Source organism: Robertkochia marina (genome assembly GCF_004799345.1).
GTDB lineage: Bacteria > Bacteroidota > Bacteroidia > Flavobacteriales > Flavobacteriaceae > Robertkochia > Robertkochia marina.
Genome location: NZ_SSMC01000001.1, coordinates 924769 through 948774 on the forward strand (window position 1 = coordinate 924769; position 24006 = coordinate 948774).

The 24006-nt window shown below is 44.2% G+C and carries 21 protein-coding genes; 14 read left to right on the forward strand and 7 right to left on the reverse strand.

The window, feature by feature from the left end; genetic code table 11:
- Positions 1-384: 384 nt before the first annotated feature.
- Positions 385-1386 carry an NAD(P)H-dependent glycerol-3-phosphate dehydrogenase gene (locus E7Z59_RS03790; protein WP_136334949.1) on the forward strand — a complete coding sequence of 334 codons (1002 nt, stop codon included), beginning with the start codon at positions 385-387 and terminating at the stop codon, positions 1384-1386.
- On the opposite strand, the gene E7Z59_RS03795 is transcribed toward E7Z59_RS03790, so the two are convergent.
- From E7Z59_RS03795 to E7Z59_RS03805, 3 genes are all read right to left on the reverse strand, one after another.
- The gene (locus tag E7Z59_RS03795) at positions 1383-3044 is read right to left on the reverse strand and encodes a glycerol-3-phosphate dehydrogenase/oxidase (protein WP_136334950.1); all 1662 of its coding nucleotides are present in this window, start codon (positions 3042-3044) and stop codon (positions 1383-1385) included. The two genes, E7Z59_RS03790 and E7Z59_RS03795, sit on opposite strands and share 4 nt — an antisense overlap.
- The gene (gene glpK / locus E7Z59_RS03800; protein WP_136334951.1) at positions 3041-4552 is read right to left on the reverse strand and encodes a glycerol kinase GlpK; all 1512 of its coding nucleotides are present in this window, start codon (positions 4550-4552) and stop codon (positions 3041-3043) included. Before glpK ends, E7Z59_RS03795 begins: the two co-directional genes overlap by 4 nt.
- 85 nt (positions 4553-4637) lie before the next feature.
- Positions 4638-5681: an isoaspartyl peptidase/L-asparaginase family protein gene (locus E7Z59_RS03805; RefSeq protein WP_242015578.1), complete on the reverse strand. Its 1044-nt coding sequence runs from the start codon at positions 5679-5681 to the stop codon at positions 4638-4640.
- A gap of 223 nt (positions 5682-5904) precedes the next feature.
- Here E7Z59_RS03805 and E7Z59_RS03810 point away from each other — a divergent pair, with 223 nt between their 5' ends.
- The 3 genes from E7Z59_RS03810 to amaB all read left to right on the forward strand — a co-directional run bounded on the left by E7Z59_RS03810 (position 5905) and on the right by amaB (position 8689).
- Complete coding sequence (locus E7Z59_RS03810; RefSeq protein ID WP_136334953.1) at positions 5905-6399, forward strand: CAP domain-containing protein; 495 nt, start codon at positions 5905-5907, stop codon at positions 6397-6399.
- Between the two features lie 104 nt (positions 6400-6503).
- A complete protein-coding gene (locus tag E7Z59_RS03815; RefSeq protein ID WP_136334954.1) occupies positions 6504-7049 on the forward strand; it encodes a 3-hydroxyanthranilate 3,4-dioxygenase in 546 nt (181 codons plus the stop codon).
- Between the two features lie 86 nt (positions 7050-7135).
- On the forward strand, positions 7136-8689 hold the full coding sequence (gene amaB / locus E7Z59_RS03820) for an L-piperidine-6-carboxylate dehydrogenase (protein WP_136334955.1): 1554 nt from the start codon (positions 7136-7138) through the stop codon (positions 8687-8689).
- A 69-nt stretch (positions 8690-8758) separates the two neighbouring features.
- Here amaB and E7Z59_RS03825 read toward each other — a convergent pair whose 3' ends face one another.
- Complete coding sequence (locus E7Z59_RS03825; RefSeq protein WP_136334956.1) at positions 8759-9493, reverse strand: metallophosphoesterase family protein; 735 nt, start codon at positions 9491-9493, stop codon at positions 8759-8761.
- Between the two features lie 114 nt (positions 9494-9607).
- On the opposite strand from E7Z59_RS03825, the gene E7Z59_RS03830 reads away from it, so the two are divergent.
- Positions 9608-10555 carry a carbohydrate kinase family protein gene (locus E7Z59_RS03830; protein WP_136334957.1) on the forward strand — a complete coding sequence of 316 codons (948 nt, stop codon included), beginning with the start codon at positions 9608-9610 and terminating at the stop codon, positions 10553-10555.
- On the opposite strand, the gene E7Z59_RS03835 is transcribed toward E7Z59_RS03830, so the two are convergent.
- From E7Z59_RS03835 to E7Z59_RS03845, 3 genes are all read right to left on the reverse strand, one after another.
- Positions 10552-11688: an ATP-binding protein gene (locus E7Z59_RS03835; protein WP_136335507.1), complete on the reverse strand. Its 1137-nt coding sequence runs from the start codon at positions 11686-11688 to the stop codon at positions 10552-10554. The two genes, E7Z59_RS03830 and E7Z59_RS03835, sit on opposite strands and share 4 nt — an antisense overlap.
- A 71-nt stretch (positions 11689-11759) precedes the next feature.
- A complete protein-coding gene (locus E7Z59_RS03840; protein WP_136334958.1) occupies positions 11760-12512 on the reverse strand; it encodes an SDR family NAD(P)-dependent oxidoreductase in 753 nt (250 codons plus the stop codon).
- Between the two features lie 15 nt (positions 12513-12527).
- Positions 12528-13391 (reverse strand): aldo/keto reductase, encoded by an 864-nt coding sequence (locus E7Z59_RS03845; protein ID WP_136334959.1) that lies wholly within the window; start codon positions 13389-13391, stop codon positions 12528-12530.
- Between the two features lie 244 nt (positions 13392-13635).
- On the opposite strand from E7Z59_RS03845, the gene E7Z59_RS03850 reads away from it, so the two are divergent.
- From E7Z59_RS03850 to E7Z59_RS03890, 9 genes are all read left to right on the forward strand, one after another.
- Positions 13636-14703: a DUF4382 domain-containing protein gene (locus tag E7Z59_RS03850; protein ID WP_136334960.1), complete on the forward strand. Its 1068-nt coding sequence runs from the start codon at positions 13636-13638 to the stop codon at positions 14701-14703.
- A gap of 155 nt (positions 14704-14858) precedes the next feature.
- A complete protein-coding gene (locus tag E7Z59_RS03855; RefSeq protein WP_136334961.1) occupies positions 14859-15860 on the forward strand; it encodes an AAA family ATPase in 1002 nt (333 codons plus the stop codon).
- A 58-nt stretch (positions 15861-15918) separates the two neighbouring features.
- Positions 15919-16785, forward strand: a complete 867-nt coding sequence (locus tag E7Z59_RS03860) for a DUF58 domain-containing protein (protein ID WP_136334962.1) — start codon at positions 15919-15921, stop codon at positions 16783-16785.
- 2 nt (positions 16786-16787) lie between these two features.
- Positions 16788-18443 (forward strand): hypothetical protein, encoded by a 1656-nt coding sequence (locus E7Z59_RS03865; protein WP_244932695.1) that lies wholly within the window; start codon positions 16788-16790, stop codon positions 18441-18443.
- A 1-nt stretch (position 18444) separates the two neighbouring features.
- On the forward strand, positions 18445-19446 hold the full coding sequence (locus tag E7Z59_RS03870; RefSeq protein WP_136334963.1) for a vWA domain-containing protein: 1002 nt from the start codon (positions 18445-18447) through the stop codon (positions 19444-19446).
- The gene (locus tag E7Z59_RS03875) at positions 19447-20493 is read left to right on the forward strand and encodes a VWA domain-containing protein (RefSeq protein ID WP_136334964.1); all 1047 of its coding nucleotides are present in this window, start codon (positions 19447-19449) and stop codon (positions 20491-20493) included.
- Positions 20494-20506: 13 nt separating this feature from the next.
- Positions 20507-21379 (forward strand): tetratricopeptide repeat protein, encoded by an 873-nt coding sequence (locus E7Z59_RS03880; protein ID WP_136335509.1) that lies wholly within the window; start codon positions 20507-20509, stop codon positions 21377-21379.
- Between the two features lie 17 nt (positions 21380-21396).
- Positions 21397-23184, forward strand: a complete 1788-nt coding sequence (locus E7Z59_RS03885) for a BatD family protein (RefSeq protein ID WP_136334965.1) — start codon at positions 21397-21399, stop codon at positions 23182-23184.
- On the forward strand, positions 23181-23978 hold the full coding sequence (locus E7Z59_RS03890) for a tetratricopeptide repeat protein (RefSeq protein WP_136334966.1): 798 nt from the start codon (positions 23181-23183) through the stop codon (positions 23976-23978). The genes E7Z59_RS03885 and E7Z59_RS03890 overlap by 4 nt, the downstream gene beginning before the upstream one ends.
- Positions 23979-24006: the final 28 nt, after the last annotated feature.

A 24006-nucleotide genomic window follows, 5' to 3' on the forward strand; every position in this document is an offset into this window, starting at 1 on the left:
AGGAACTCACTACGGTGTTCTCAAACAGCTCCTGTTGATTTCATCCAATCAACCGGATGATTGAAGATCTCATGTCTTTTAGACCTTTTAGATCAGAAAAGACTCCCGGGCGGCGGAAACAATTTGATAGTTTTATTATACAGAACGCTGCTTTTGAAAAATTCATTGTCCTTCATGTCATAATCATGTGTTAAAGTTTTATCCCGGCTGCATGGATGAACAGGAATGGGCAAGTTCACCATACGAGGGCACAGCATTATGCAGGCCTGAATTTCGGGTTTGTATTTACAACCTTTCAACCATCATGCCAAAATGATGATGAAGACGGTATCTGAATTGAATTATATCCTTTATTTTTGGGAAGATTTTTCGAAATGAACAGGTATGGATAACAAGGCAAAAGTGGCTGTTTTCGGAGGAGGAAGCTGGGCCACCGCAATTGTAAAGATGTTAAGCGAGAATCTCGATGAGATCGGCTGGTATATGCGTAGTGTTTACGCCAAGGAACACTTGCTGAATCAACAGCATAATCCGAATTACCTCAGTTCAGTTGAATTTCATACAGAGCAGTTAAAACTAAGCAATGATATCAATGAGATCGTCGCCTGGGCAGATATACTCATCTTTGCCATTCCAAGTGCTTTTTTAAAGAAGGAACTGGAGGCACTTAATCTGCCATTAAGCGACAAGATCGTTTTTTCTGCCATTAAGGGAATTGTACCGGAAACGGGGCAGATAGTCGGAGAATATTTTAATGAGCACTATCAGGTGCCCTTAGAGTCTATCGGCGTGATCACCGGGCCCTGTCATGCAGAAGAAGTGGCATTAGAGCGTCTTTCCTATATTACCGTTGCCTGCTTTGACCGTGAAAAGGCAGAGACCGTTGCCGGGTATCTGAGAAGTGATTATATCAAAACCAAGATCACCGATGATATTATTGGGACGGAGTATGCAGCAGTTTTAAAAAATATCTATGCCATAGCAGCGGGCATAGCCCACGGTCTGGGTTACGGAGATAATTTTCAGGCTGTTTTAATGAGTAACGCCATCCGTGAAACAAGGCGCTTTATAAAGCGAATTCATAAAATGAAGCGCAATATCAATAACAGTGCTTACCTCGGGGATCTTTTGGTAACCGGGTACTCTGTTTTTTCCAGGAACCGAATGTTCGGGAATATGATCGGGAAAGGGTATACGGTGAAGAGCGCCATGATGGAGATGAATATGATCGCTGAGGGGTATTATGCTACCAAGAGTGCTTATAAGCTCGCCAAAGACTACAAGCGCAAATCAAGGACCCCTATTCTTGATGCGGTGTATCAGGTGCTCTATGAGGGGAAAGACCCTATGCCTGTATTCAAAAAGCTTACCGAGAAGTTAGATTAAACCCGGTCAAAACTAAAATTTGAATGTTCTTCTATGGCGTGAAGAAGATCTGATCTTTCGTCATCGAGTTGTTCCGGATCTATATCAAACTTTTCCCCATAATCTTTTAGGATCACCTCCAGCCACTCGCGCACGCTGTCTATATAGAAGTACATTCTACCCGTACGGCGAATAAAGAAATCGAACACATTTAAGATCATTTCATGTTCGCAAGCAAATTGAAATTCTGCCCTGATCATTCGTTCTTTAGGACTGCCTTGATCGATAGACCTGTATATGTCTAACAATTGATCGGTTTGCCTGCCATAATTATGCACCAGGTAACGTGCATCTTTTGCGTCGAAACCGTCCTTTTCCAATTCCTGTAACAGGTCTTTTTCATATTGCAAAACCTCTTTGTATCCTTTTTTCCAGGGCCCTCCGCACAGGTCAATGCTGTCGGTAATGCAGGGGTTGAATTCCTGCTCCCTGCTTTCCCGGTATTTTTCAGCAATTCGGTCAACCACCCTTTCAGCCATTTTTCTATATCCTGTCAGCTTACCACCGGCAATACTGACAAGTCCGCTGTCGGAGGTAAAGATCTCGTCTTTACGGCTGAGTTCTGTTGGTGACTTTCCTTCTTCATGAATAAGCGGACGTAAGCCGGCCCAGCTCGAAATAATATCTTCCATTTCGAGGTTGATGGAAGGAAACATATTGTTTACCGCTGAGATCAGGTAGATGGCATCGGCAATATCAGTATGTACTTGCTCTTTCTGGTCATTGTAATTGGTGTCTGTGGTGCCCACGTAGGTAACACGCCCCCTTGGAATGGCAAAGATCATCCTGCCATCAGGAACATCGAAGTAGACCGATTGCTTTACCGGCAGCTTTTCATATGGAAATACCACATGAACTCCTTTGGTGAGGTGAAGCTGTTTTCCCTTTTTAGAATTGTTCAGGCTTCTCAGCTCGTCTACCCACGGCCCTGTGGCATTTATGATGTAATCAGACCTGATGTTAATACTTTTTCCCGTAACCTCATCTTTAGCGATGACCCCGCTAACCTTCTCATCTTTATAGGTAAATTCGGTGACCTTCATATAGTTTATCGCTTCAGCTTCATAGTTCAATGCCGTTTTAATGATCTCCAGGGTTAACCGGGCATCATCGGTTCTGTATTCGGCGTAGTAGCCTGCTCCCTTTAATAGTTTTTCAGGTAGCAGGGGTTCTTTTTCCAGGGCTTCTTCCTTCTCCAGCATCCGTCTTTGATCATCTCCTTCTACCTGGGCTAAAATGTCATATACCTTCAGTCCGATAGAGGTAAGCCACTTTCCGTAGGACCCATTCTCTATAAGGGGTAAAAGCATTTTTTCAGGGATCACCAGGTGAGGAGCCAGCTGATGTACGATGGCCCTTTCAGAACCTACCTCCTTGACCAGCCAGAAATCGAATTGTTTCAGGTATCGCAATCCTCCATGAATAAGCTTGGTCGATTTACTGCTGGTTCCCGAGGCAAAATCACCCATTTCCAGTAACAGGGTTTTCATTCCTCTTGAAGCTGCATCTAAAAGAATACCTGCGCCGGTAATACCACCGCCAATAACGATCAGATCGTATGACGCCTCTTCCAGCCTTGAAAGATGTTCTGTCCGATTGATATTTGAAAATGGTTTCATAGTTTCTTGTCTGCGTTTTCATGTTCTTCAAGCCATTGTCGAGATCTGCCCACCGCTTTTTTCCAGCCGGTATAGCGCTTGCTGCGTTGTTCGTGACTCATATTCGGGGTAAATACCCGCTCAATGGTTTTAAGTTCTCTGATCTCCTCCAGGGTCCAGATGCCGGAAGCGTATGCGGCCAGAGAGGCCGCCCCCAAAGCGGTGCTCTCAACGCTTTGATGGCGTATAACTTCGTTGTTCAGAATATCGGCCTGGAATTGCATCAGGTAATTATTGGAACTGGCGCCTCCATCAACTTTGAGTTCGGTCAATTCGGTTTGAGCATCCTTCTGCATGGCATCGAGAATGTCTCGAGTTTGATAGGCGAGGCTGTCAAGGGTAGCCCGGGTTATATGAGGTATCCCGGTGTCTCTGGTCAATCCGAAAATGGCACCTCTGGCATACATATCCCAGTAAGGGGCGCCCAGGCCTGCAAAGGCAGGGACCACATAAACCGGATTCTCTTTTTTTAATTCAAGAGCTATCGGCTCTGACTCAGCGGCGTCTTCAAAAAACTTCAATTCATCTCTTAACCACTGCACGGCGGCCCCGGCTACAAAAATACTACCTTCCAGGGCGTAATAGACCTCGTTGTCAAGACCCCAGGCAATGGTGGTGATCAATCCATTTTTTGATCTTTTGATCTTCTTCCCGGTATTCATGAGCATAAAGCAACCCGTACCATAGGTGTTTTTGGCTTCTCCGGCCGTAAAACATCCCTGGCCGAACAGGGCTGCCTGCTGATCTCCTGCTATACCCATGACAGGAATGGGTTTGCCGTCAATCTCAATATCACCAAAATGCGCTGCTGAGGGTAAAACCTCAGGAGCCATACTTTTGGGGATCTCCAGGGCTTCAAAGAGCTTGCTGTCCCAACACAGGTCCCGGATATTAAATAACATGGTACGGGAGGCATTGGTCAGGTCTGTAAGATGTTGCTGTTGTATGGTAAGACGCTGTATGAGCCAGGTGTCAATAGTCCCAAAACACAGGTTTCCGGCTTCGGCCTCTTCCCGGGCTCCTTCTACATTATCGAGGATCCATCTGATCTTGGTTCCCGAAAAATAAGAGTCAATGAGAAGACCGGTGTTTTCGGATACGTAGTCGGAGAGCCCTTGGTTCTTTAAAGATTCACAGATAGATGCTGTGCGGGAGTCCTGCCATACAATGGCGTTGTAGATAGGTTTACCGGTAAGTTTGTTCCAAACCACAACCGTTTCTCTTTGGTTGGTGATACCGATGGTTTTGATCTGATCGGGATGAATCTGCCGGTCGGAGATCAGGTCCTTGAGAACCTCGATCTGAGAACTGATGATCTCTTCAGGGTCATGTTCGACCCATCCGGGCTCGGGAAAGTATTGCTTGAATTCTTTTTGTTTCATGCCGGCAATACGACCGTTGAGGTCTACCAGCAAGGCTCTAGAGCTCGTCGTACCCTGATCGAGGGCAACGATATACTCTTGTTTCATAGGTGTACGGGTTTTCCTTAAAGATACTGGAAACCCCTTTATTTTCAAAAAGATACCCGGCTGCTAGGCCGGGTATCATGATGTTTTACTCTTCGTAAATGCCTATGTAAAGCTCTTCATTGGCATCGATGCTCGCCCGGTACATTCCCGGAGTGTTGAACTCCATAGAGATCTCTCCGTTTTTGTCAATGGCAATGATACCTCCTGTACCACCCATCTCGGTTAGTTTATCCTGAATAACCTCTTTAGAAGCGTCGGCAACCGATTTATTCTGGTATTCCATTTTAGCTGCAATGTCGTAGGCAACGACTCCTCTGATAAAGTATTCACCCCATCCGGTAGAAGATACGGCACAGCTCTTATTGTTGGCATAGGTACCTGCTCCGATGATCGGGGCGTCACCAATTCTGTTATATCTTTTATTGGTCATACCTCCTGTTGAGGTTCCTGCCGCAAGGTTTCCGTTCTTATCCAAGGCCACACAACCCACGGTACCGTATTTGGAATTTTTAATGTAGGGATCATAAAAGGCTGCTTGTCCGTCGTGGTCCAGTTCTACTTTTTCTCTTTCAATTGCCCTTTCTAATGACCGCATGCGATTTTCAGTGTAGAAATAATCAGGAGATACGATCTCAAGCCCTTGCTGTTGGGCAAAGGTTTCGGCGCCTGCTCCTGAAAGCATTACATGCTCTGATTCTTCCATGATGGTTCTGGCTAATTGAATAGGGCTTTTTACCGTGCTTACCCCGGAAACAGCTCCGGCATTGAGGTCTTTCCCGTTCATGATCGAGGCGTCAAGTTCGTTTTTGCCTTCGTGGGTAAAAACAGCTCCAACTCCGGCGTTGAATAATGGAGATTCCTCCATGATCTGAATGGCCGCGATGACCGCATCGAGACTCTCCCCGCCGTTCTTTAACACTTCGTATCCGGCAGTTACTGCTTCTTTTAGTTTGGCCTGGTAAGCCTCCTCCTGTTCAGGAGTCATGTTTTCTTTTAAAATGGTTCCGGCTCCACCATGGATTACAATACCAATTGGAGGCTCCTGTTCTGTGGTTGCAGCTGTATCTTCAGCAGTGTTCGTGGTACTCTGTTCCTCGGTTGAAGGTTTGCAATTCAGGAACAATAGCATTAGGACGAAAATTTTGACAAATTTCATGGAGTTCTGTTAGATTTTGATTAAAAGCGTTTAAATTTAGGTGATTCGAAAAGAATTAAAAAAGAACCTCCTGTTTTTTTAAGAGGTTTTTATTTGCCTCTTTCCTTTAAGTTTTTCTACACCCCATTTCATTTAAGGCCCCGTTTATTTTAACAATGCTCCCTCTCTGATCATGGCTTGTTAATTCGGGCAGGTAATGAAGAATGTTTTTTTAATGATGACCATATTCCTTGGGGGGGTGTTGGTTTCTTGCAATAATGAAGGATTGGAAGCCCCCGCGCCAAGGGCTGTCGGGGAGGTGGTTGCTGAAAAGCAATTGGAATCTCAGACGTTGAACCTGGTGAATGACTTTAGAAGTTCACTTAACCTTGGTATACTGAAATATAATGAAAAGGCCTATGATCTGGCCTTTGAACATGCTGTCTATATGGCCGGAACGGGTAAGTTAACCCACGATAATTTTCAACAACGGGCAGAACAGCTGGCCGCTGAGGTGAACGCCGTATTGGTTGCAGAAAACCTCTCCAGAAATTATCCGGATCCCTTCGAAACGCTTAAGGGCTGGCGAGAAAGCCCGGGACACCTGGCAAATATAGTGGGCGATTATACCCATACTGCTGTGGCAGTGGTAAGCACTAAAGACGGACAGGTGTATTACACCCAACTCTTCTTCAAAACAGCCGGTGAGTGATCATAGATCCCGGCGGAAACATTCAAGCGTAGTATTTTGATAATGTTTTAACCCTTCAATCGGCCTGCATTTCTTAATTTTAGAAACCGAAAAAATAAAACGCTATGTCAGTTAGCCCACCTTTTAATTTACATAAGTGGCTTGAAGAGAACAGAGAGCTTCTTAAACCCCCTGTGGGAAACAAAAACCTTTATAAAGAATCCAAAGATTATATCGTTATGGTCGTAGCCGGTCCGAATGCACGGAAAGACTACCATTACAATGAAACCGAAGAACTCTTTTACCAGTTGGAAGGAGAGATCGAAGTACACATACAGGACGAAGGGAATAAGAAAACCATGAAGCTGGGGCCGGGAGATATGTATCTTCACCCTGCAGGTATACCGCATTCTCCGGTTAGAAAGGAAGGCTCCGTAGGGCTGGTGGTTGAACGTAAGCGTACTGCTGAGTCAGGAAAAGACGGGTTGCTTTGGTTTTGTGACCATTGCAATAATAAGCTGTACGAAGTGTATTTTCCTTTACACGATATTGAAAAGGACTTTCTCGGGCATTTCAAAAAATTCTACGGTTCGGAAGCACTTAGAACCTGTGACCAATGTGGTCATGTAATGCCTGTTGATAAAAGATTTGTTGCTGAAGACGCTGAATAGGAATTGTACTTAAGACAGTGGGCAAAAGTATTAAATCTTTGTACATTTGTGATATTCATAACAAAAAACACCCAAATAGTTAAATAATGTCAATTACTTTAGAAGATTATGGAATTCGAGAAGCCCTGGAAAAACTGGGGGTTAAAGAGATAAATGAAGGTACTTCTACCGGATCGCATTGGTTTGGAGAAGGTGAGCTGATCGAGTCAGTTTCGCCGGTGGATGATCAGGTGATCGGAAAAGTGCGTCAAACCAATAAGGAGGACTATGAAAAAGTAGTGGCTACTGCCGGAGCTGCTTTTAAGCAGTGGCGAACGATGCCTGCTCCTCAACGTGGTGAGATTGTACGTCAGTTTGGAGAAGAATTGAGAGCGTTTAAGGAACCTCTTGGAAAACTGGTATCTTACGAAATGGGTAAATCCCTGCAGGAAGGGTATGGAGAAGTACAGGAGATGATCGACATCTGTGATTTTGCAGTGGGCTTATCGCGTCAGCTTCACGGTTTGACCATGCATTCAGAAAGACCGGGGCACAGAATGTATGAGCAATACCATCCGTTAGGTATCGTGGGTATTATCTCTGCCTTTAACTTTCCTGTGGCCGTTTGGTCATGGAATACGGCCCTGGCATGGGTTTGTGGTGATGTGTGTATCTGGAAGCCTTCAGAAAAAACTCCGCTTACGGCTGTAGCTTGTCAGAACCTGATCGCACGAGTGTTGAAAAAGAACGATCTTCCCGAAGGGATCTCCTGTTTGATCAATGGTAATTACAAGGTTGGTGAATGGCTTACCAGCGATAAGCGCGTACCTCTGATCTCAGCTACCGGATCTATCAGAATGGGTAAGATCGTAGCACAGGAAGTGGCCAAAAGATTAGGAAAATCCCTGCTGGAGTTGGGTGGAAACAACGCTATTATTGTAACTCCTGATGCCGATATAAAAATGACCGTGATCGGGGCGGTATTTGGTGCTGTGGGTACCTGTGGTCAACGCTGTACCTCTACCCGAAGATTGATCGTTCACGAAGATGTTTACGATCAGGTTAAGGAGGCTATTACTGATGCTTATAAACAATTAAAGATTGGAAATCCTCTTGATCAGAATAACCATGTAGGACCGCTTATAGATAAGGATGCTGTGAGTAATTATTTAAATGCCCTTGACCAGGTTAAGAAGCATGGCGGTAATATTCTTGTTGAGGGAGGTGTTCTTGAAGGGGAAGGATTTGAAAGCGGTTGCTACGTCAAGCCTGCCATTGCCGAAGCTGAAAATCACTGGGATATTGTTCAGGAAGAAACCTTTGCACCCATACTCTATCTGATGAAATATTCAGGAGATGTTGAAAATGCCATTGAATTGCAGAATGGGGTTGTACAAGGATTATCATCTGCCATTATGACCACCAACCTGAGAGAGGCAGAGCGTTTTCTTTCTGCTGCAGGTTCCGATTGCGGGATCGCCAATGTGAACATTGGTACCAGTGGTGCAGAGATCGGAGGTGCCTTTGGTGGAGAAAAGGAGACCGGGGGTGGTCGTGAAAGTGGGTCTGATGCCTGGAAGATCTATATGAGAAGACAAACCAATACCATTAATTACACCACTGAGCTTCCTTTAGCTCAGGGTATAAAGTTCGATCTGTAAGCAGAACGACCTCAAAAAATAAAAGCCTTCCATTTACGGAAGGCTTTTTTGCTTTAAATGACTTTTGCCTTATCCATTTCGACCATTCTCTTCAGGGTAAAGCGTATGAACATTATCGCTTTGCCAGAATTCCTTTGTAGCGACATCCATAATTGTTAACGGACTTTTATAGGCGGCGCCTGTATCTAAATTCCATATGGTGGCTTTGTTTACCGGGGTGGTTTTTCCGATACGTGTTGTTGGGGTATGACCGATGTAAATTTCATGATAGTGGGTAAGGCGCTCGGGGTAAAAGGGGTCGTCAGGACTTAGGTCGGGATCCAGTGCCAGGGCCATCTCCCATAGTGATCGGTCCCAAAACAGCATATCAGTGAAATATTCACGGGTAACTCCATGAAGATTAGTAAAGCCGGCGTGTACAAAGAGTCTGTTGGAGCCGTCCAGGTGGTAGTTGTCAAGTTGTTCAAGAAATTGGCGGTGAAGGGTTGTTCTTGAGTCTGGCAGATCCCGGTAGGCATCAACAGTTGCCTGTCCGCCGTGCTGCAGCCACATAGGGTTCTCTTCTCCCGTTTCCAGCCATTTTAAAAACAACTGATCATGATTTCCCCTGATGAATACGCAATCATGGCTGCTTCGCAGGCTGATAAGATGGTCCATGACCCCCGGAACATCACTCCATCCATCTACATAATCTCCCAGGAATATGAGTTTATCATCCGGGGTAACCGCAGCGCGTTCTATAACTTGCTCCAGGGCCTTTAATCCTCCGTGAATATCTCCGATGACCAAAGTTCTTGCACCCATAATAATTGCGTTTAATCTTCAAAGATAGTGAGCTCACAGATAACTTTTATATAACCTTCGCCAATAGAACCCAATTCGCTATCTTTAATAGAGAACCAAATCTGATGAGTTGTCATGAAAAAGGTGTTTTGTATCGGAGAGATCCTGATCGATTTTGTAGCCGAATCCCAAGGCACTAACCTGGAAAATGCCACTGTCTTTTCAAAGAAGCCCGGGGGTGCTCCTGCCAATGTAGCGGCGGCTGTAAGCAGACTCGGTGGCAAGGCCGTATTTGTAGGCGCTGTTGGCCGGGATCCCTTCGGAAGTTTTTTATTGCATTGTCTTCAGGAGGAGGGGGTTGATGTAGCTCATGCTCAACAGGTAGAGCATTTTACCACCCTGGCCTTTGTTTCATTAGATCATACCGGAGAACGGGACTTTGTTTTCAATAGGGGGGCAGATAGAGAACTGAAATACGACCCTCAACTGGTTTCTGTCTTTGGAGGACAGGTGGTTCACTTTGGTGCTGCAACCTGTTTCTTAGGGGGAAAACTTGAAACTGCCTATCGCCAGTATCTCAGAGAAGCCAGGGCTGCAGGCTGTCTGATAAGTTTTGACCCTAATTACCGAACCGACCTTTGGAAAGAGGGGAGAGACTACTTTATTGATCAGTGTATCTACTATTTAAAAAGCGCCCATTTCGCAAAATTAAGTCTTGAAGAAGCCAGGCTGATCACCGGAAGTGAAACCCTGGAGGGAGCGTGCCGTTTTATACATCAATTAGGGGTTTTCTGTATCACGGTAACCCTTGGTGAACAGGGTACTTATCTGAGCGTAGGAGAGCAAAATACCACAATAGGCTCAGTTGCGGTAGAAGCTAAGGATACCACGGGAGCCGGTGATGCTTTTGTGGGTTGCGTTTTATGGCAATTATCCCGTTCCGGTGACCCTGTGTCTCTGATTCGTGATTTTGACCGAATGAGTAATGTTGTAATGCTTGCCAACCGGGCGGGCGCTCATACCACCACTGCTTTCGGAGCCATACCCGCATTACCTTATGAGGCAGACCTCGGGGTGAATTAATTATAACGTACCTTTCTTAAGATTCTCAAAGCCTCTTTTAGTGACTGATAAACCTTTTGATCGGCCGCTCTGACATATTCCTTATAATCTTCCAGCATTTGTTTGGCACCTTCAAAACCATTCAGATAACAAATAAGATGGGTGGCCGGTAACTGTTCCAGGTCTTTAAAGTCTTTGGAAGAGAGTTCGGTTTTCTTTTTTAATTTTTCAAGAATGGTGTTGTTGGTGTTGAAAATATGGTACAGCATTTTTTTATCGTACTCCGGAGGCTCAAAAAGTAATTTGCTGTGAATTCTGTACGTGCCGTTATCCTTAAAAGTAATGGTCATCCGTTCAAGAGGGTAAAACTTTTTATGTTGCTGTAATCCCAGTTTTACATATTCGGTAGTGGTAAAGCTGTTGGCATCAAAATGGATCTCTACCTCATCAAGGGCAGAATAAAAAAGACGTACCTGCTCGTTGATCAATTCGATATCTAAACGGGAATAGTAGGTTTTGCCTTTGACATTTTTTGTTTGCCCGGCCCAACAAACCACAAATTGCTCTTTAAATACCTTGTAAGATGATTCCAGGTCGGGATGGCGGTGATTTATAAAATCGACCACCCCGTCAAGGGTTAATTCTATGTTGTTTCTTGCGTGTTGTTCAATCTCGGCCACAATGGCCGAATTGATATCCTTCATCTCAATGTCAAATACCTTGGGCATGCTCATGCTTCCATCTCTGAAGAACACAGAGCCACCCCAATATTTCCATATATTTTTTTTCAGGGCACAGAGTTTACCTTCGGAGCGTATGGTAACCAGTCCCACCACCTTGTCTTCAGGGAGATTGGGAAAGGGAATGTTTTCATAGGTGATAATAGGTGGGTTTTGTATGTAGGCATTAACCAGGTTCTGGATCTTACTGTCATCAAAAAAGTCAACGCCTACAATACTGTTATCTTCATCTTCTATGCCCACAACGATGTAGGAGTTGTTTTCCGGATTTGAATTGGCAAGCGCACATACATGCTTTATAAACTTTGCCTTACCCTCTTTGTCGCCAATGTTTAATTTTCGTTTTTTATCATAAAAACTGTTCTCATCATTATGAGCCAGTAGATTTTTGATAAGTAAACGTTTATTGATCATGGCGTTGAAGAATTGGCGCTTTTCACGCACTCGAAGGCTTTAAATGCAGGGTTTATGGGGTAATTATAAATTTAAGGATTCTTGTTCACTATGGTGCTGCTTGCCTGATCGGTACACATAACTACCAGGTCGGCAATGTTAACGTGGGGAGGTCTGGATACCATAAACCAGGCGATCTCAGCTACATCCTCCGGACTTAAGGGGGTATAGCCTTCATACACCTTTGATGCTTTTTCCTTATCGCCTTTAAAGCGGACCTCGCTGAACTCGGTTTCTACCAAGCCCGGATTTATGGCACCAACGCGGATGTTGGTTCCATTCAGGTCTAACCGCATGCCCTGGTTGATCGCATCAACGGCATGCTTGCTGGCGCAGTATACATTGCCTTTCGGATACACTTCCTTCCCGGCGGTAGAACCGATATTAATGATCTGCCCGCTTTTTTGGGCTTTCATCTTAGGTAAAACCGCATGGGTTACATACAAGAGTCCTTTCACGTTAATATCCATCATGGCATCCCAGTCATCCGGGTTGCCCTCATCAATAGGGTCCAGGCCGTGAGCGTTCCCTGCATTGTTTACCAGAATATCGATGGTTGAAAAAGAGTCGTCCAACGAACTGACGGCTTCCAATACCTTCTCCCGGTCTCTTACATCAAACCGGAGGGTGGTGACTTCGGTGATGGCAGAAAGTTCCTTTTTGAGCTCTTCCAGCCGTTCGCTCCGGCGGCCGCAAAGAATAAGTCTCAAGCCCTGTTTTCCGAACTCATAAGCGATGGCTTTTCCGATGCCGCTGGTGGCACCTGTTATCATTGCAGTTTTCATAGTTGTTGGGTTTTGTTATGGTACTTTATGCCCCTGGCTTGCAACCTGGATCTCAAACCAGTCTTCCAGGTCAAGATCGATCTCGGTGGCTTTTATGGAATTGGCAATACGTTCGGTATTTGTGGTTCCTATCACCGGAATGATACCCGCAGGATGTTTCATGATCCAGGCAAGCAGCAGCTGATCTGCAGTAGCAGTATATTTTTCTATGAGATCGAACATGAGGGTTTTTAACCGGGTTGTCTGGGGGGTGTCTTCCTTAAAAAGAACCCCTAATGGACTCCAGGCCATTGGCTGTATCTTGTGAAGCATCATGTGGTCAAGGTCGCCGTTAAGCATACTCTCAAAATGAGTGGCAGAAAATTGGATCTGATTGGCGGCCACTTCTGTCTTCGATCGAACAAGATCGGTCTGGGAAGGAGTAAAGTTTGAAACTCCCAGCGCTTTGATCTTCCCTTGTTCTTTTAATTTTTGTGAGGCAGCTGCGATCTCATCGGGATGCATGAGCGGACTTGGGCGGTGCAGTAAGAGCAGGTCAAGATGATCGGTGTGCAGGTGCTTCAGGCTCTGTTCTACACTGCTGATGATGTATTTTTCAGACAGGTCATAGTGCTTTACCTTGTTATTCCTGGTCTCAGCCATATATTGGATACCGCACTTACTTATAAATTCAACCGAATCCCGGTTCACACCACTTTTCTTAAACGCCTGCCCAAAGGCGGCTTCTGTGGTATAGCCTCCATAAATATCAGCGTGATCAAAGGTGGTGATCCCGTTGTCAAAGCAGTATTTGATCAACTCTGACATCTGCGCAGTGGATAGGTCTTTACCCCATTTACCCCATGTCATGGTTCCGGCAATAATCTTGGAAAACTTCATGTGTTTTTCTTTTTTAAAAGCAAGTTAACCAATAAGCAATTAATAGCCTTCCTTTGCGGTTAATACTTGTTAAAATCGCTTTTAAAAGCTCTCGAAATTATGTAGGTTTGCCTATCTGCTTCATGGATCTGAAACAAGGTTGTGATATCACTTTACAACATCTTCTGAAAATAAAATGATCCAAAATGCGTTATCCAACGTATATAGTATTAAACCCTTAATTTTTAATAAATTACCTATAGTTATGCTAAACAAATTCTTACGCAACGCCTTGGCGTTGTTCGTTTTAACCGGAGCTACGGTAAGCTGTAGTGATCAGGACGATACCAAATTGTCTGATACGGCACGATTAACCGTGCGACTAACCGATGCACCCGGAGACTATGATCACGTGTACGTTGATGTACAGGATGTGATGATCAACCCTTCTGAAGACCCTGAATCAGGATGGGTGAGTCTGGAGAATGTGAATACCGGAGTTTATGACCTTTTAAAACTTACCGGTGGTGAAAACGTGCTTTTAGCCGATGTGGAATTGCCTGCAGGAAAACTAGGCCAGGTGAGACTGGTTTTAGGAGAAGAGAATTCTGTAGTTATTGATGGAGAACAACATGCACTAAAAACACCAAGCTCACAGCAATCCGGATTAAAGATTCTATTGAATGAAACCGTGGAGGCAGGATACACTTATAACATCGTTCTTGACTTTGATGTGGACGCGTCTGTAGTCATTGCAGGTGCTTCCGGTATTAAGAGTCTTAAGCCGGTAATTCATGCGAGCTCTGTTGCTACTTCCGGGATCATTTCCGGTAAGGTTGAGCCTGTAGGATTCGACGTAAAAGTTAGCGTTGAAGGTCAAGGTATAAGCGCCTACACTGATGAGGGCGGAAACTTTTTCCTTTATGGAGTTCCCGGTGGAACCTATGATCTGATGGTAGCTCCGGACCCAACACAAGGTTATGCTAACGCTGTTGCTACAGGAGTAACGGTAACGAACGGAGAAACCACTGTTCTTGAGACCATCCTTCTGCCTGAGCTAACTGATGGCTATAATGTTTTTGGTAAAGTAACCAAAGAAGACATGCCGTTTGCGGCTTTTACAGCTAAATTAGTGACCGGAACAGATGAGAACATGACCGAATACGAAGCTGTTTACAGCACTGACGGAGGCTTCACTTTCTATAACGTACCTGTTGGTAGCTATTCACTGGAGATCACTCCTGATGAAGAAGGAGCTACGGCAACTACACAAACAGTTGAGGTAGCCGAAGGAGAGGTTAATTATATCGATCTTGGAGCTATAGCCCTATAGTAGCGTTAATTTCTGCTAAAAAAATACTAAGAGTGGCCTAAACACAGGCCGCTCTTTTTATTTTTAACCAATTGTTAACAACAAGAGCGGAGATTAATTTTCAATTTGCGTGCTAGAGGAAGTGGTATTATATTCAATTTTCAAAAAATTAACATATGGAGCAAGAAAGTACTATTGATATCAGTCAGATCAATGAAAAAATCGCTGCTGACAGTGCTTTTGTTGATGTATTGACAAAAGAAATGACCAAGGTGATCGTTGGCCAGAAACATATGGTGGAGCGATTGCTTATCGGTTTGCTGGGGCAAGGGCATATATTGCTTGAAGGTGTGCCCGGACTTGCGAAGACGCTGGCTATCAATACACTTTCAAGAGCTGTTCACGGAAGTTTCAGCAGGATACAGTTTACACCAGATCTTCTGCCTGCCGACGTTATCGGAACCCTGATATATAATATCAAGGAAAATGACTTTTCCATCAAGAAAGGTCCTATTTTCGCCAACTTTGTATTGGCGGATGAGATTAACAGGGCGCCTGCCAAAGTGCAGTCTGCTCTTCTGGAGGCTATGCAGGAAAAGCAGGTGACCATTGGAGACGAAACTTTTAAGCTGGATAAGCCATTCCTTGTAATGGCTACCCAAAACCCTGTAGAGCAGGAAGGAACTTATCCGCTGCCAGAGGCTCAGGTAGACCGTTTCATGCTTAAAACCGTTATTGATTATCCAAAGCTTGATGAAGAACAGATGATCGTGAGAGCAAACCTGAAAGGCGGTTTTGCAGAGGTGAAGCCCGTGGTAACTCTGGAGCAGATCCTGAATGCACAGGCTGCTGTAAGAGAAGTGTACATGGATGAGAAGATCGAAAAATATATTCTGGATATCATATTTGCTACACGTTATCCCGAAAAATACGGCCTGTCAGAGTTAAAGCCGTTGATCAGTTTTGGAGCATCTCCTCGTGGTAGTATTAACCTCGCCACCGCAGCAAAATGTTATGCTTTCATAAAGCGTCGCGGTTATGTTGTTCCTGAAGATGTCAGAGCGGTTGTAATGGATGTTCTCAGACATCGTATTGGAATTACTTACGAAGCCGAAGCAGAAAATATCAGTTCAGAAGACCTTATCAATAAGGTGGTCAACGCTATAGAGGTGCCATAGACAGAGATCGAAATCCGAACCCTGAAAAACACCTTAGTCAGTTGATTCAACCCTGAATATGGATACCAAAGAAATACTCAAAAAAGTTAGGAAGATCGAGATCAAAACCCGTCGACTGAGCGATCATGTCTTCGGGGGTGAGTACCATTCTACCTTTAAGGGTCGGGGAATGACCTTTAGTGAAGTTCGTCAGTATCAATTTGGTGATGATGTTCGGTCTATTGACTGGAATGTTACCGCCAGATACAATGAGCCTTATGTAAAAGTGTTTGAGGAAGAACGCGAGCTTACGATGATCCTGATGGTCGATGTGAGTGGTTCAGAGCTGTTTGGTTCTACAGGTCAGTTCAAGCGGGAAGTGATTACAGAGATCGCTGCTACCCTGGCTTTTTCAGCTTTACAGAACAATGACAAGATCGGGCTGGTACTTTTTTCTGATGAGGTAGAGCTCTATATTCCGCCCAAGAAAGGCAGGTTTCATGTGCTGCGTATCATTCGTGAATTGATAGAGTTTACCCCCGGCAGTAAACGAACCAATATTGATAATGCCCTTCAGTTCGTTTCAAGGGTAACCAAGAAGAAGGCCATAATTTTTATGTTGTCTGATTTTATCTCTCAGGGATACGAAAACAGTTTAAAGATCACCGCAAACAAACACGATATAACCGGTATCAGGGTTTATGATAAGAGGGAAGAAACCATGCCTAATTTAGGAGTGGTGAATATGAAGGATGCCGAGACAGGGGAGATTTGCCTGGTGGATACTACCTCCAGGGCTGTCAGAAAGGCCTATGAGAACGATTATAATGAAAGAGTAGAATATTTTAAAAGTGCTTTCAGTAAGAGTGGTGCGGGAGCTTTGAGCTCACGTGTAGATGAGAGCTATGTAAAAAAATTATTAGGGTATTTTAAACGTAGAGCCTGACCATGAGAATGCCATTTAAAATACATACCAAAAGGAGAGGAATATCCTTGAATCTTGCTTTTCTGATCATGCTTTTTGCCATGATGAGTAGTACTCTTGTGCAGGGACAGGAAGCCAGGGTACAGTCGTCTGCAGATACCACCCGGATGAGAATAGGAGAACAGATCGAATTCCGCATTGAGGTGGAAACAGATTCTTCGAACGTTGTTTTCTTTCCTGATGGACAAACCTTTTTGCCGCTGGAGGTGGTAGAGGCCTTTCCGGTAGATACCCTAAAGGCTGAAGACAAATACAGCCTGATAAAAAAATACGCCCTGACCCAATTTGATTCGGGAAGTTATACCCTGCCTACCCAGCAGATCATGGTTGGCGATAAGGCTTACTTTACAGATTCTCTTCGGGTTGCAGTGAACACCGTGGAGGTTGATACCTTAAAGCAGAAAATGTATGATATCAAGGGGCTGCAACCGGTTGATCGAAGTTTGTCTCATTGGTGGCAATACTTGTTGATCGGGTTGCTTGTTGTTGGTGGAATACTCGGAATTTTGTACTGGTTCCTGTGGAGAAAGAAACCTTTGACAGAGGAGGAGGCTGCTGCCTTGTTACCTCCTTACGACAGGGCGTTGCTCGCACTTGAAAAACTGGATAACTCAAAGTATCTGATACAATCTGAGTACAAGGAATATTATTCAGATCTGACCAATATTGTGCGTTCTTACCTGGAGGATGAGGTGCATATTACCGCCTTGGAGAGTACAACCTCAGAACTGATCCTGAAACTGGAAATGCTCAGGGATTCCGGTACCTTAAAACTTGATGATGCCTCCATATCACAATTCCAGGAAGTATTGGAAACGGCCGATCTTGTCAAATTTGCCAAGAACGTTCCTGATGACTCCGTCATAAAACATGATCGTGAGCTGGCAGAGGCCCTGGTAAATAAGACGCATGACTCTCTTCCGGAGCCGGAAGAAAGTGAGGAAGATCCTGAAGTGGCCCTGGAGTTGATCAGGAAAAAGCAACGCAAGAAAAAAGTGATCTATGCCTCCCTGGCTTCTTTAGGGTTTTTGATCGTTGTATTCGGGAGTTTGAGTTACTTTTATGGCTTTAAAAGCGTAAAGGATACCGTATTGTTGCACCCTACCAAGCAATTGCTTGATAAGGAATGGATTGGCAGTGATTATGGTTATCCTTCCATTTACGTGGAAACCCCTGAGGTTTTGCTGCGTACCGATCAGCCATGGCCTGAAGAGATAAGGAATCAGATATTTGGGAGCCAGGTTTTTCATTTGGATGAGTTGGGAGCGCCCTTTTACATTAACCTTAGGGTGACCACCTTTAAAAAGGAATCAAAGATAGATGGCAGCGAGGCTATGAACAATGCTATCAAATTACTGGAAGATTCCGGGGTGACCAATATGTTGGTCAAGGAGGAAGATTATACAACCATGACCGGGAAAGAAGGTCTCAAGATATTTGGTACCATGGGAGTTCCGGTAAAAGGCGGAAAATATAAGAAGATGGAGTATGCCATGTTCAACTTTGTGCATGCCGGAGGATTACATCAATTATTAATGGTTTTTGAACAGGATGATCCGTATGCCCCGCAATTAGTGGAAAGGATCATTGGTTCGGTTGATTTTAAAAAGGCTGGTTAGCATGTTGGAGAATATAGAATTTGCAAATCCACAATTTTTTTGGCTGCTGTTGCTGCTGCCACTGGCGCTGGCTTGGTATCTGTTTACGAGAAAAAAGCAATTAGCGACCCTTACATTGCATAGTGTTTCCGGGTTTAAAAGACGCTCATCGTTCTTGTCGCGTATGAAACCCTTACTGTTCGTATTGCGCTTACTGGCCATCGCGGCTCTGATAACGGCCATGGCAAGACCTCAAACGAAGGACGTTTCAACCAGGACAAAATCAACAAAAGGTATTGATATTGTTATGGCCATAGATGTTTCTTCAAGTATGCTGGCGAAAGATCTGAAGCCCAACAGGCTTACTGCATTGAAGGAGGTGGCTGCCGAATTTATTAAAGATCGGGTGAGTGACCGGATCGGTCTGGTGGTCTATTCAGGTGAGAGCTTTACCAAAACCCCTATCACCAGTGATAAGTCGATCGTGCTGTCTTCTCTTGATGAGATCCGGTACGGTCAATTGGAAGATGGTACAGCCATAGGCATGGGATTGGCTACCTCGGTAAACCGACTCAAGGAAAGCAAGGCTAAAAGTAAGGTGATCATATTGCTGACGGATGGAGTTAATAATTCTGGATTTATTGAGCCGGCTACAGCTGCTGAACTGGCCGTAGAGTTCGGAATTAAAACCTATACCATAGCCATTGGAACCAATGGTAAGGCAGAGACTCCGGTGGCCTACAATCTGGACGGGAGTTTTCGTTATGCTTTCCGGGAAGTGGAGATCGATGAAGATCTGCTAAAGTCAATAGCCGAGAGTACCGGAGGGCGCTATTTCAGGGCTACCGATAATGAGACCCTTTCAGAGATCTATGAAGAGATCAACAAATTGGAAAAAACCGAAGTTGAAGAAATAAGATATACGAATTTCGAAGAACGCTTCCGTCCGCTTGCTTTGTTGGCAGGAGGTCTGATCTTTATGGAAATTCTTTTGAGATTCACCCTGTTTAGAAGTTTTGTGTAAATGTATCAGTTAGATCAACATAATTATTTTTACCTGCTCGCGGTTATTCCTGTACTGATCGTGCTGTATTTGTTGTTGCAATTATGGAAAACCCGGGCCAGAAAGCAATTTGGTGATCAGAACCTGTTGAGAAGGCTTAGTCCGGACCGTTCAGGGTTTAAACCGGTTCTCAAACTGGTTATGTGGTGCCTGGCATTTGCCTGTCTGGCAGTAGCTTTGGTAAATCCTAAGATCGGGACCAAACTTGAAACAGTGAAAAGGGAGGGTGTTGACCTGGTTTTTGCCATAGATGTATCTAAAAGTATGGCTGCAGAAGATATTGCGCCCAATCGTCTGGAAAAGGCCAAACGGTTAACCTCAGAGATCATCAACAGCCTGGTAAGTGACCGTATCGGTATTATTGCTTATGCCGCAAGGGCCTATCCGCAATTGCCAATTACCACCGATTATGCAGCAGCTAAAATGTTTCTGCAGAATATGAATACCGATATGATGTCTTCACAGGGTACGGCCATAGGCCAGGCCATTGAACTGGCAACTACCTACTTTGATGACCAGGAACAGACCAACCGTGTACTGTTTATTATATCAGACGGAGAAGATCATACCGGTGAGGTGGAGGAGGCTATAGAAAGAGCCCGGGAAGAAGGTATTAGGATCTTTACCATTGGAGTAGGAACGGTCAAGGGTGATCGGATTCCCCTGAGATACAATGGGGTGATCCAGTCCTACAAAAAAGATCAGAACGGAGATGTGGTTATCACCAAACTGGATAACAGTATGCTTTCTAAGATCGCCGAACTGGGAGAAGGAGGTTATGTTAACGGTGCCAATACAGAGGAGGTAATCGAATACGTTACCGATACCCTTGCTCAAATGGATAAAAAGGAGTTCGAAGCCAAGCAATTTGCCGACTTTAAGGATCAGTTTCAATGGTTTCTTGGAGGAGCCTTATTGTTCCTGTTTATAGATGTTTTCCTGCTGGAACGAAAGACAGCATGGTTGAGAAAGCTCAATTTGTTTAATGAAAAGGAAGAAACATTATAGATAGCAAAAGATGATGAAGAAAACTATCATAGCGTTTTTTATAGGGCTGTTTTTGCAAACAGGAGGGGTGGCTGTTTTTGCCCAGGGAGAAGAATTGCCGGAAGATAAGCGAAGTCTGCGGCAATCGGTTGACCTTACCTATGAGGCGAACAGTGATCTTGTAGAAGAGAATTTTGTGGAGGCTGAGGCCAAATACAGAAAGGCAATTGCCAAAAGCCAGAAAAACACCGCAGCTCCGTATAATCTCGGAAATGCCTATTACAATAAGAAAAGTATGGGCGAGGCGTTTATGAGGTATAAGGAAGCCGGAGAGAGTGCCGAAACCAAGGCGGAGAGACATAAGGTTTTTCATAATATGGGGAATGTCTTTATGAAGAACAAGGAATATCAGAAGGCGGTTGAGACCTATAAGCAGGCCTTGAGAAATGATCCGACCGATGAGGAAACCAGGTATAACCTGGCATTGGCCAAAGAAATGCTGGAAAAGGAACAACAGCAAAACCAGCAAAACCAGGACGATCAAAACCAGGATAATCAGGACAACAAGGACAATCAGGATCAGCAGCAACAGCAGCAACAAGATCAGGACCAGCAAAATCAGGATCAACAAAATCAGGATCAGCAGGAACAGGAGGGAGATCCTAATGACCAGGGGCAGGACCAACAGGATAAAAAAGACGAAGGAGAGGGCGAACAGGAAGAACAGCAACAAAAGAAACCTGAGCAGGGAGAAGGGCAGCCCCAGCAACCTCGTCAGAGTCAGCTGTCTCCTCAACAGATAAAGAATATTCTGGAAGCCATGAATAATGAGGAAAAGAAGGTACAGGAGAAGATGAATGCCAAAAAAGTGAAGGGGATACCCGTTAAATCAGAAAAAGACTGGTAAATCAGGACGATATTTTCATGAGTGTATTACGATTTTACATAACAGTTTTATTTGTTCTCGGTGCGGGGTGGTTGCTGCATGCCCAGGAAGAAGAGGTTTCTTTTAAGGCCGGTGTAAGCAAAAGTAAACTGGGTATTAATGAACGACTAAAGATCGAATTTTCCATGAATAAGGATGGAGATAACTTTACTCCTCCTGATTTTAACGGCTTTAAAGTGGTAATGGGGCCTAATCAATCGGTTAGTCATCAATGGATCAATGGTAAAAAGAGCTTTTCAAAATCATATTCCTATATACTTTCTCCTATTAAAAAGGGAAGTTTTACCATTAGCCAGGCCACAGTAGAGATCGATGATAAGGTGTATAAGACCCTGCCTGTAAAGGTTGAGGTCACTTCAGCGGTAAAAGATCCGAATGCTCCGCCAAGTGCTAATGATATTGCCTCAGAAAGTCTGCACCTGGTAGCAGAGCTCTCCAAAACCGATCCCTACTTGAATGAGGCGGTAAGTGTAGAGTACAAGCTCTATGTAAGTCCTGAAATAAGTATTTACAATTTTATACCGGTAGACAATCCGACCTATAACAATTTCTGGTCCCAGAATATTGAGGTTAAGCGTATAAAACAGGAAAGGGTTATCTATAAAGGAAAGCCTTATACCCAGGTAGTGCTAAAGCGTGTTGTGTTATACCCCCAGCGCAGCGGCAACCTGGAAATAGAACCTTTAACTCTGGAGGTGCAGGTAGAGGTGCCTACCAACAGGAGAAATATTTTCGGAGAAAGGGTGTATACTCAAACCGCTGTAAAAGTAGCAGCCAATAAAAGAACGGTTCGGGTAAAACCATTGCCTGAGCAAGGGAAGCCCGAGAACTTCTCGGGTGCCGTAGGGCAGTTTGATTTTGATGTTATTGTATCAAAATCTTCCTTAAGAGCCAATGAATCACTAACCGCCAAGGTTACAGTAGAAGGTGAAGGAAACCTGAAATTATTTGAATTACCTCATTTGATCCTGCCGAGCTCCCTTGAGGTTTATGAGCCTGAATTTTCAGAATCAGTACGTACACGCCTCAGTGGAATGAAAGGTAGGGTAACAGAGAGTTATACGGTGGTTCCTCAGTATAAGGGAAAGTATCCTGTACCTGAAGTGGAGTTCAATTATTTTGACCCGGTAGCGGAAGAGTACAAATCCCTGAGTTCGGTACAAACCATGATCAATGTATTTGACGGACCTGTAGCAGGGGCAGATTCTGCTGCTTCCGATGAAAATGCTGTGGTAAAACAGCCGGTAGCGGTAGTAGGAGATCAATTCAGGTTCCTTAAACTGAAAACAGATCTTACACCTAAGATACAACAGGAATTTTTAGGCACCCTTGAATTCTACCTGGTTTACTTCGGTCCTTTACTGCTCATTCCGTTGGCCATCTTTATCGGTAAAAAGCGAAAGGAAAGAGCTCTTGATGTAGAAGGTAATAAAATACGAAAAGCGAACAGATTGGTGCGTAAATACCTTTCTGAGGCTAAAAAGAACCTGGAGGACAGTGACCTCTTTTACGATGCTCTCGAACGTGCATTACACAATTATCTCAAGGCAAAACTGAAATTAGAGACCTCAGATATGAGTAAGGAGCGTATTAGTGAGTTGCTTACCCAACACCAGGCGGCAGATCGGGATATTGAAGAATTTACCAAGCTTTTATCGTCCTGTGAGCTGGCCAGGTATACCCCGGTAACCATTCAGGGAATGAAAGATGATTATAACATGGCCGCAGAGGTGATCTCTGCACTTGATAAACATTTAAGATCATGAGCAGAACGGTTAAAATATCCAACGGTATAACATTGCTACTCCTGGGGTTATTTTTCCTTACAAGCCTTCCGGTCCCGGCCCAGAATATGGAATTGTTTGAAAAGGGGAATGCGCTCTATAATGCAAAAGACTACCAGGGAGCCCTGGAGCAGTACCGGAAGATCTCAGATAATGGGGTTCATTCGGCAGAGTTGTACTTTAACATGGGTAATGCTTATTACAAACTTAACCAGATAGCACCAAGTATTCTTTACTACGAAAAGGCGTTATTACTTGATCCGGACGATAAGGATATTGAAGTCAATCTTTCTTATGCGAGAAATATGACCATTGATGATATTGAAGAAATGCCTCAAACAGGGGTCTCAAAACTTGTCAATGGTGTCATTGGTCAATTGAGTTATCAGTCATGGACAAGAGCTGCTATCATAACCATGTTTTTGTTCGTAGGCTTCTTTATCGCCTACTATTTTGCCTATACCCAAGGACGAAAAAGACTTTTGTTCGCAGTGGGTAGTGCATGGATGTTACTCTCGGTTTTAAGCCTTCTTTTTGCATTTCAACAGCGAAGGATCGAACGTGAAAATAATCCGGCCATTGTATTTGCCGAAGAGACTACGGTGATGGCCGAACCTAACCTTGGTAGTGATGAGGTATTTCGTCTGCATGAGGGTACCAAAGTCTTTATTCTGGATACCATGAGTGACTGGAAAAAGATCCGTCTGGCGGACGGTAAAGTGGGTTGGTTACCTGAAGATGAACTTCGCAAGGTTAAAGATTTTATCAAAAAATAATGCTTTTCTTCACGAATACTTCTATTTT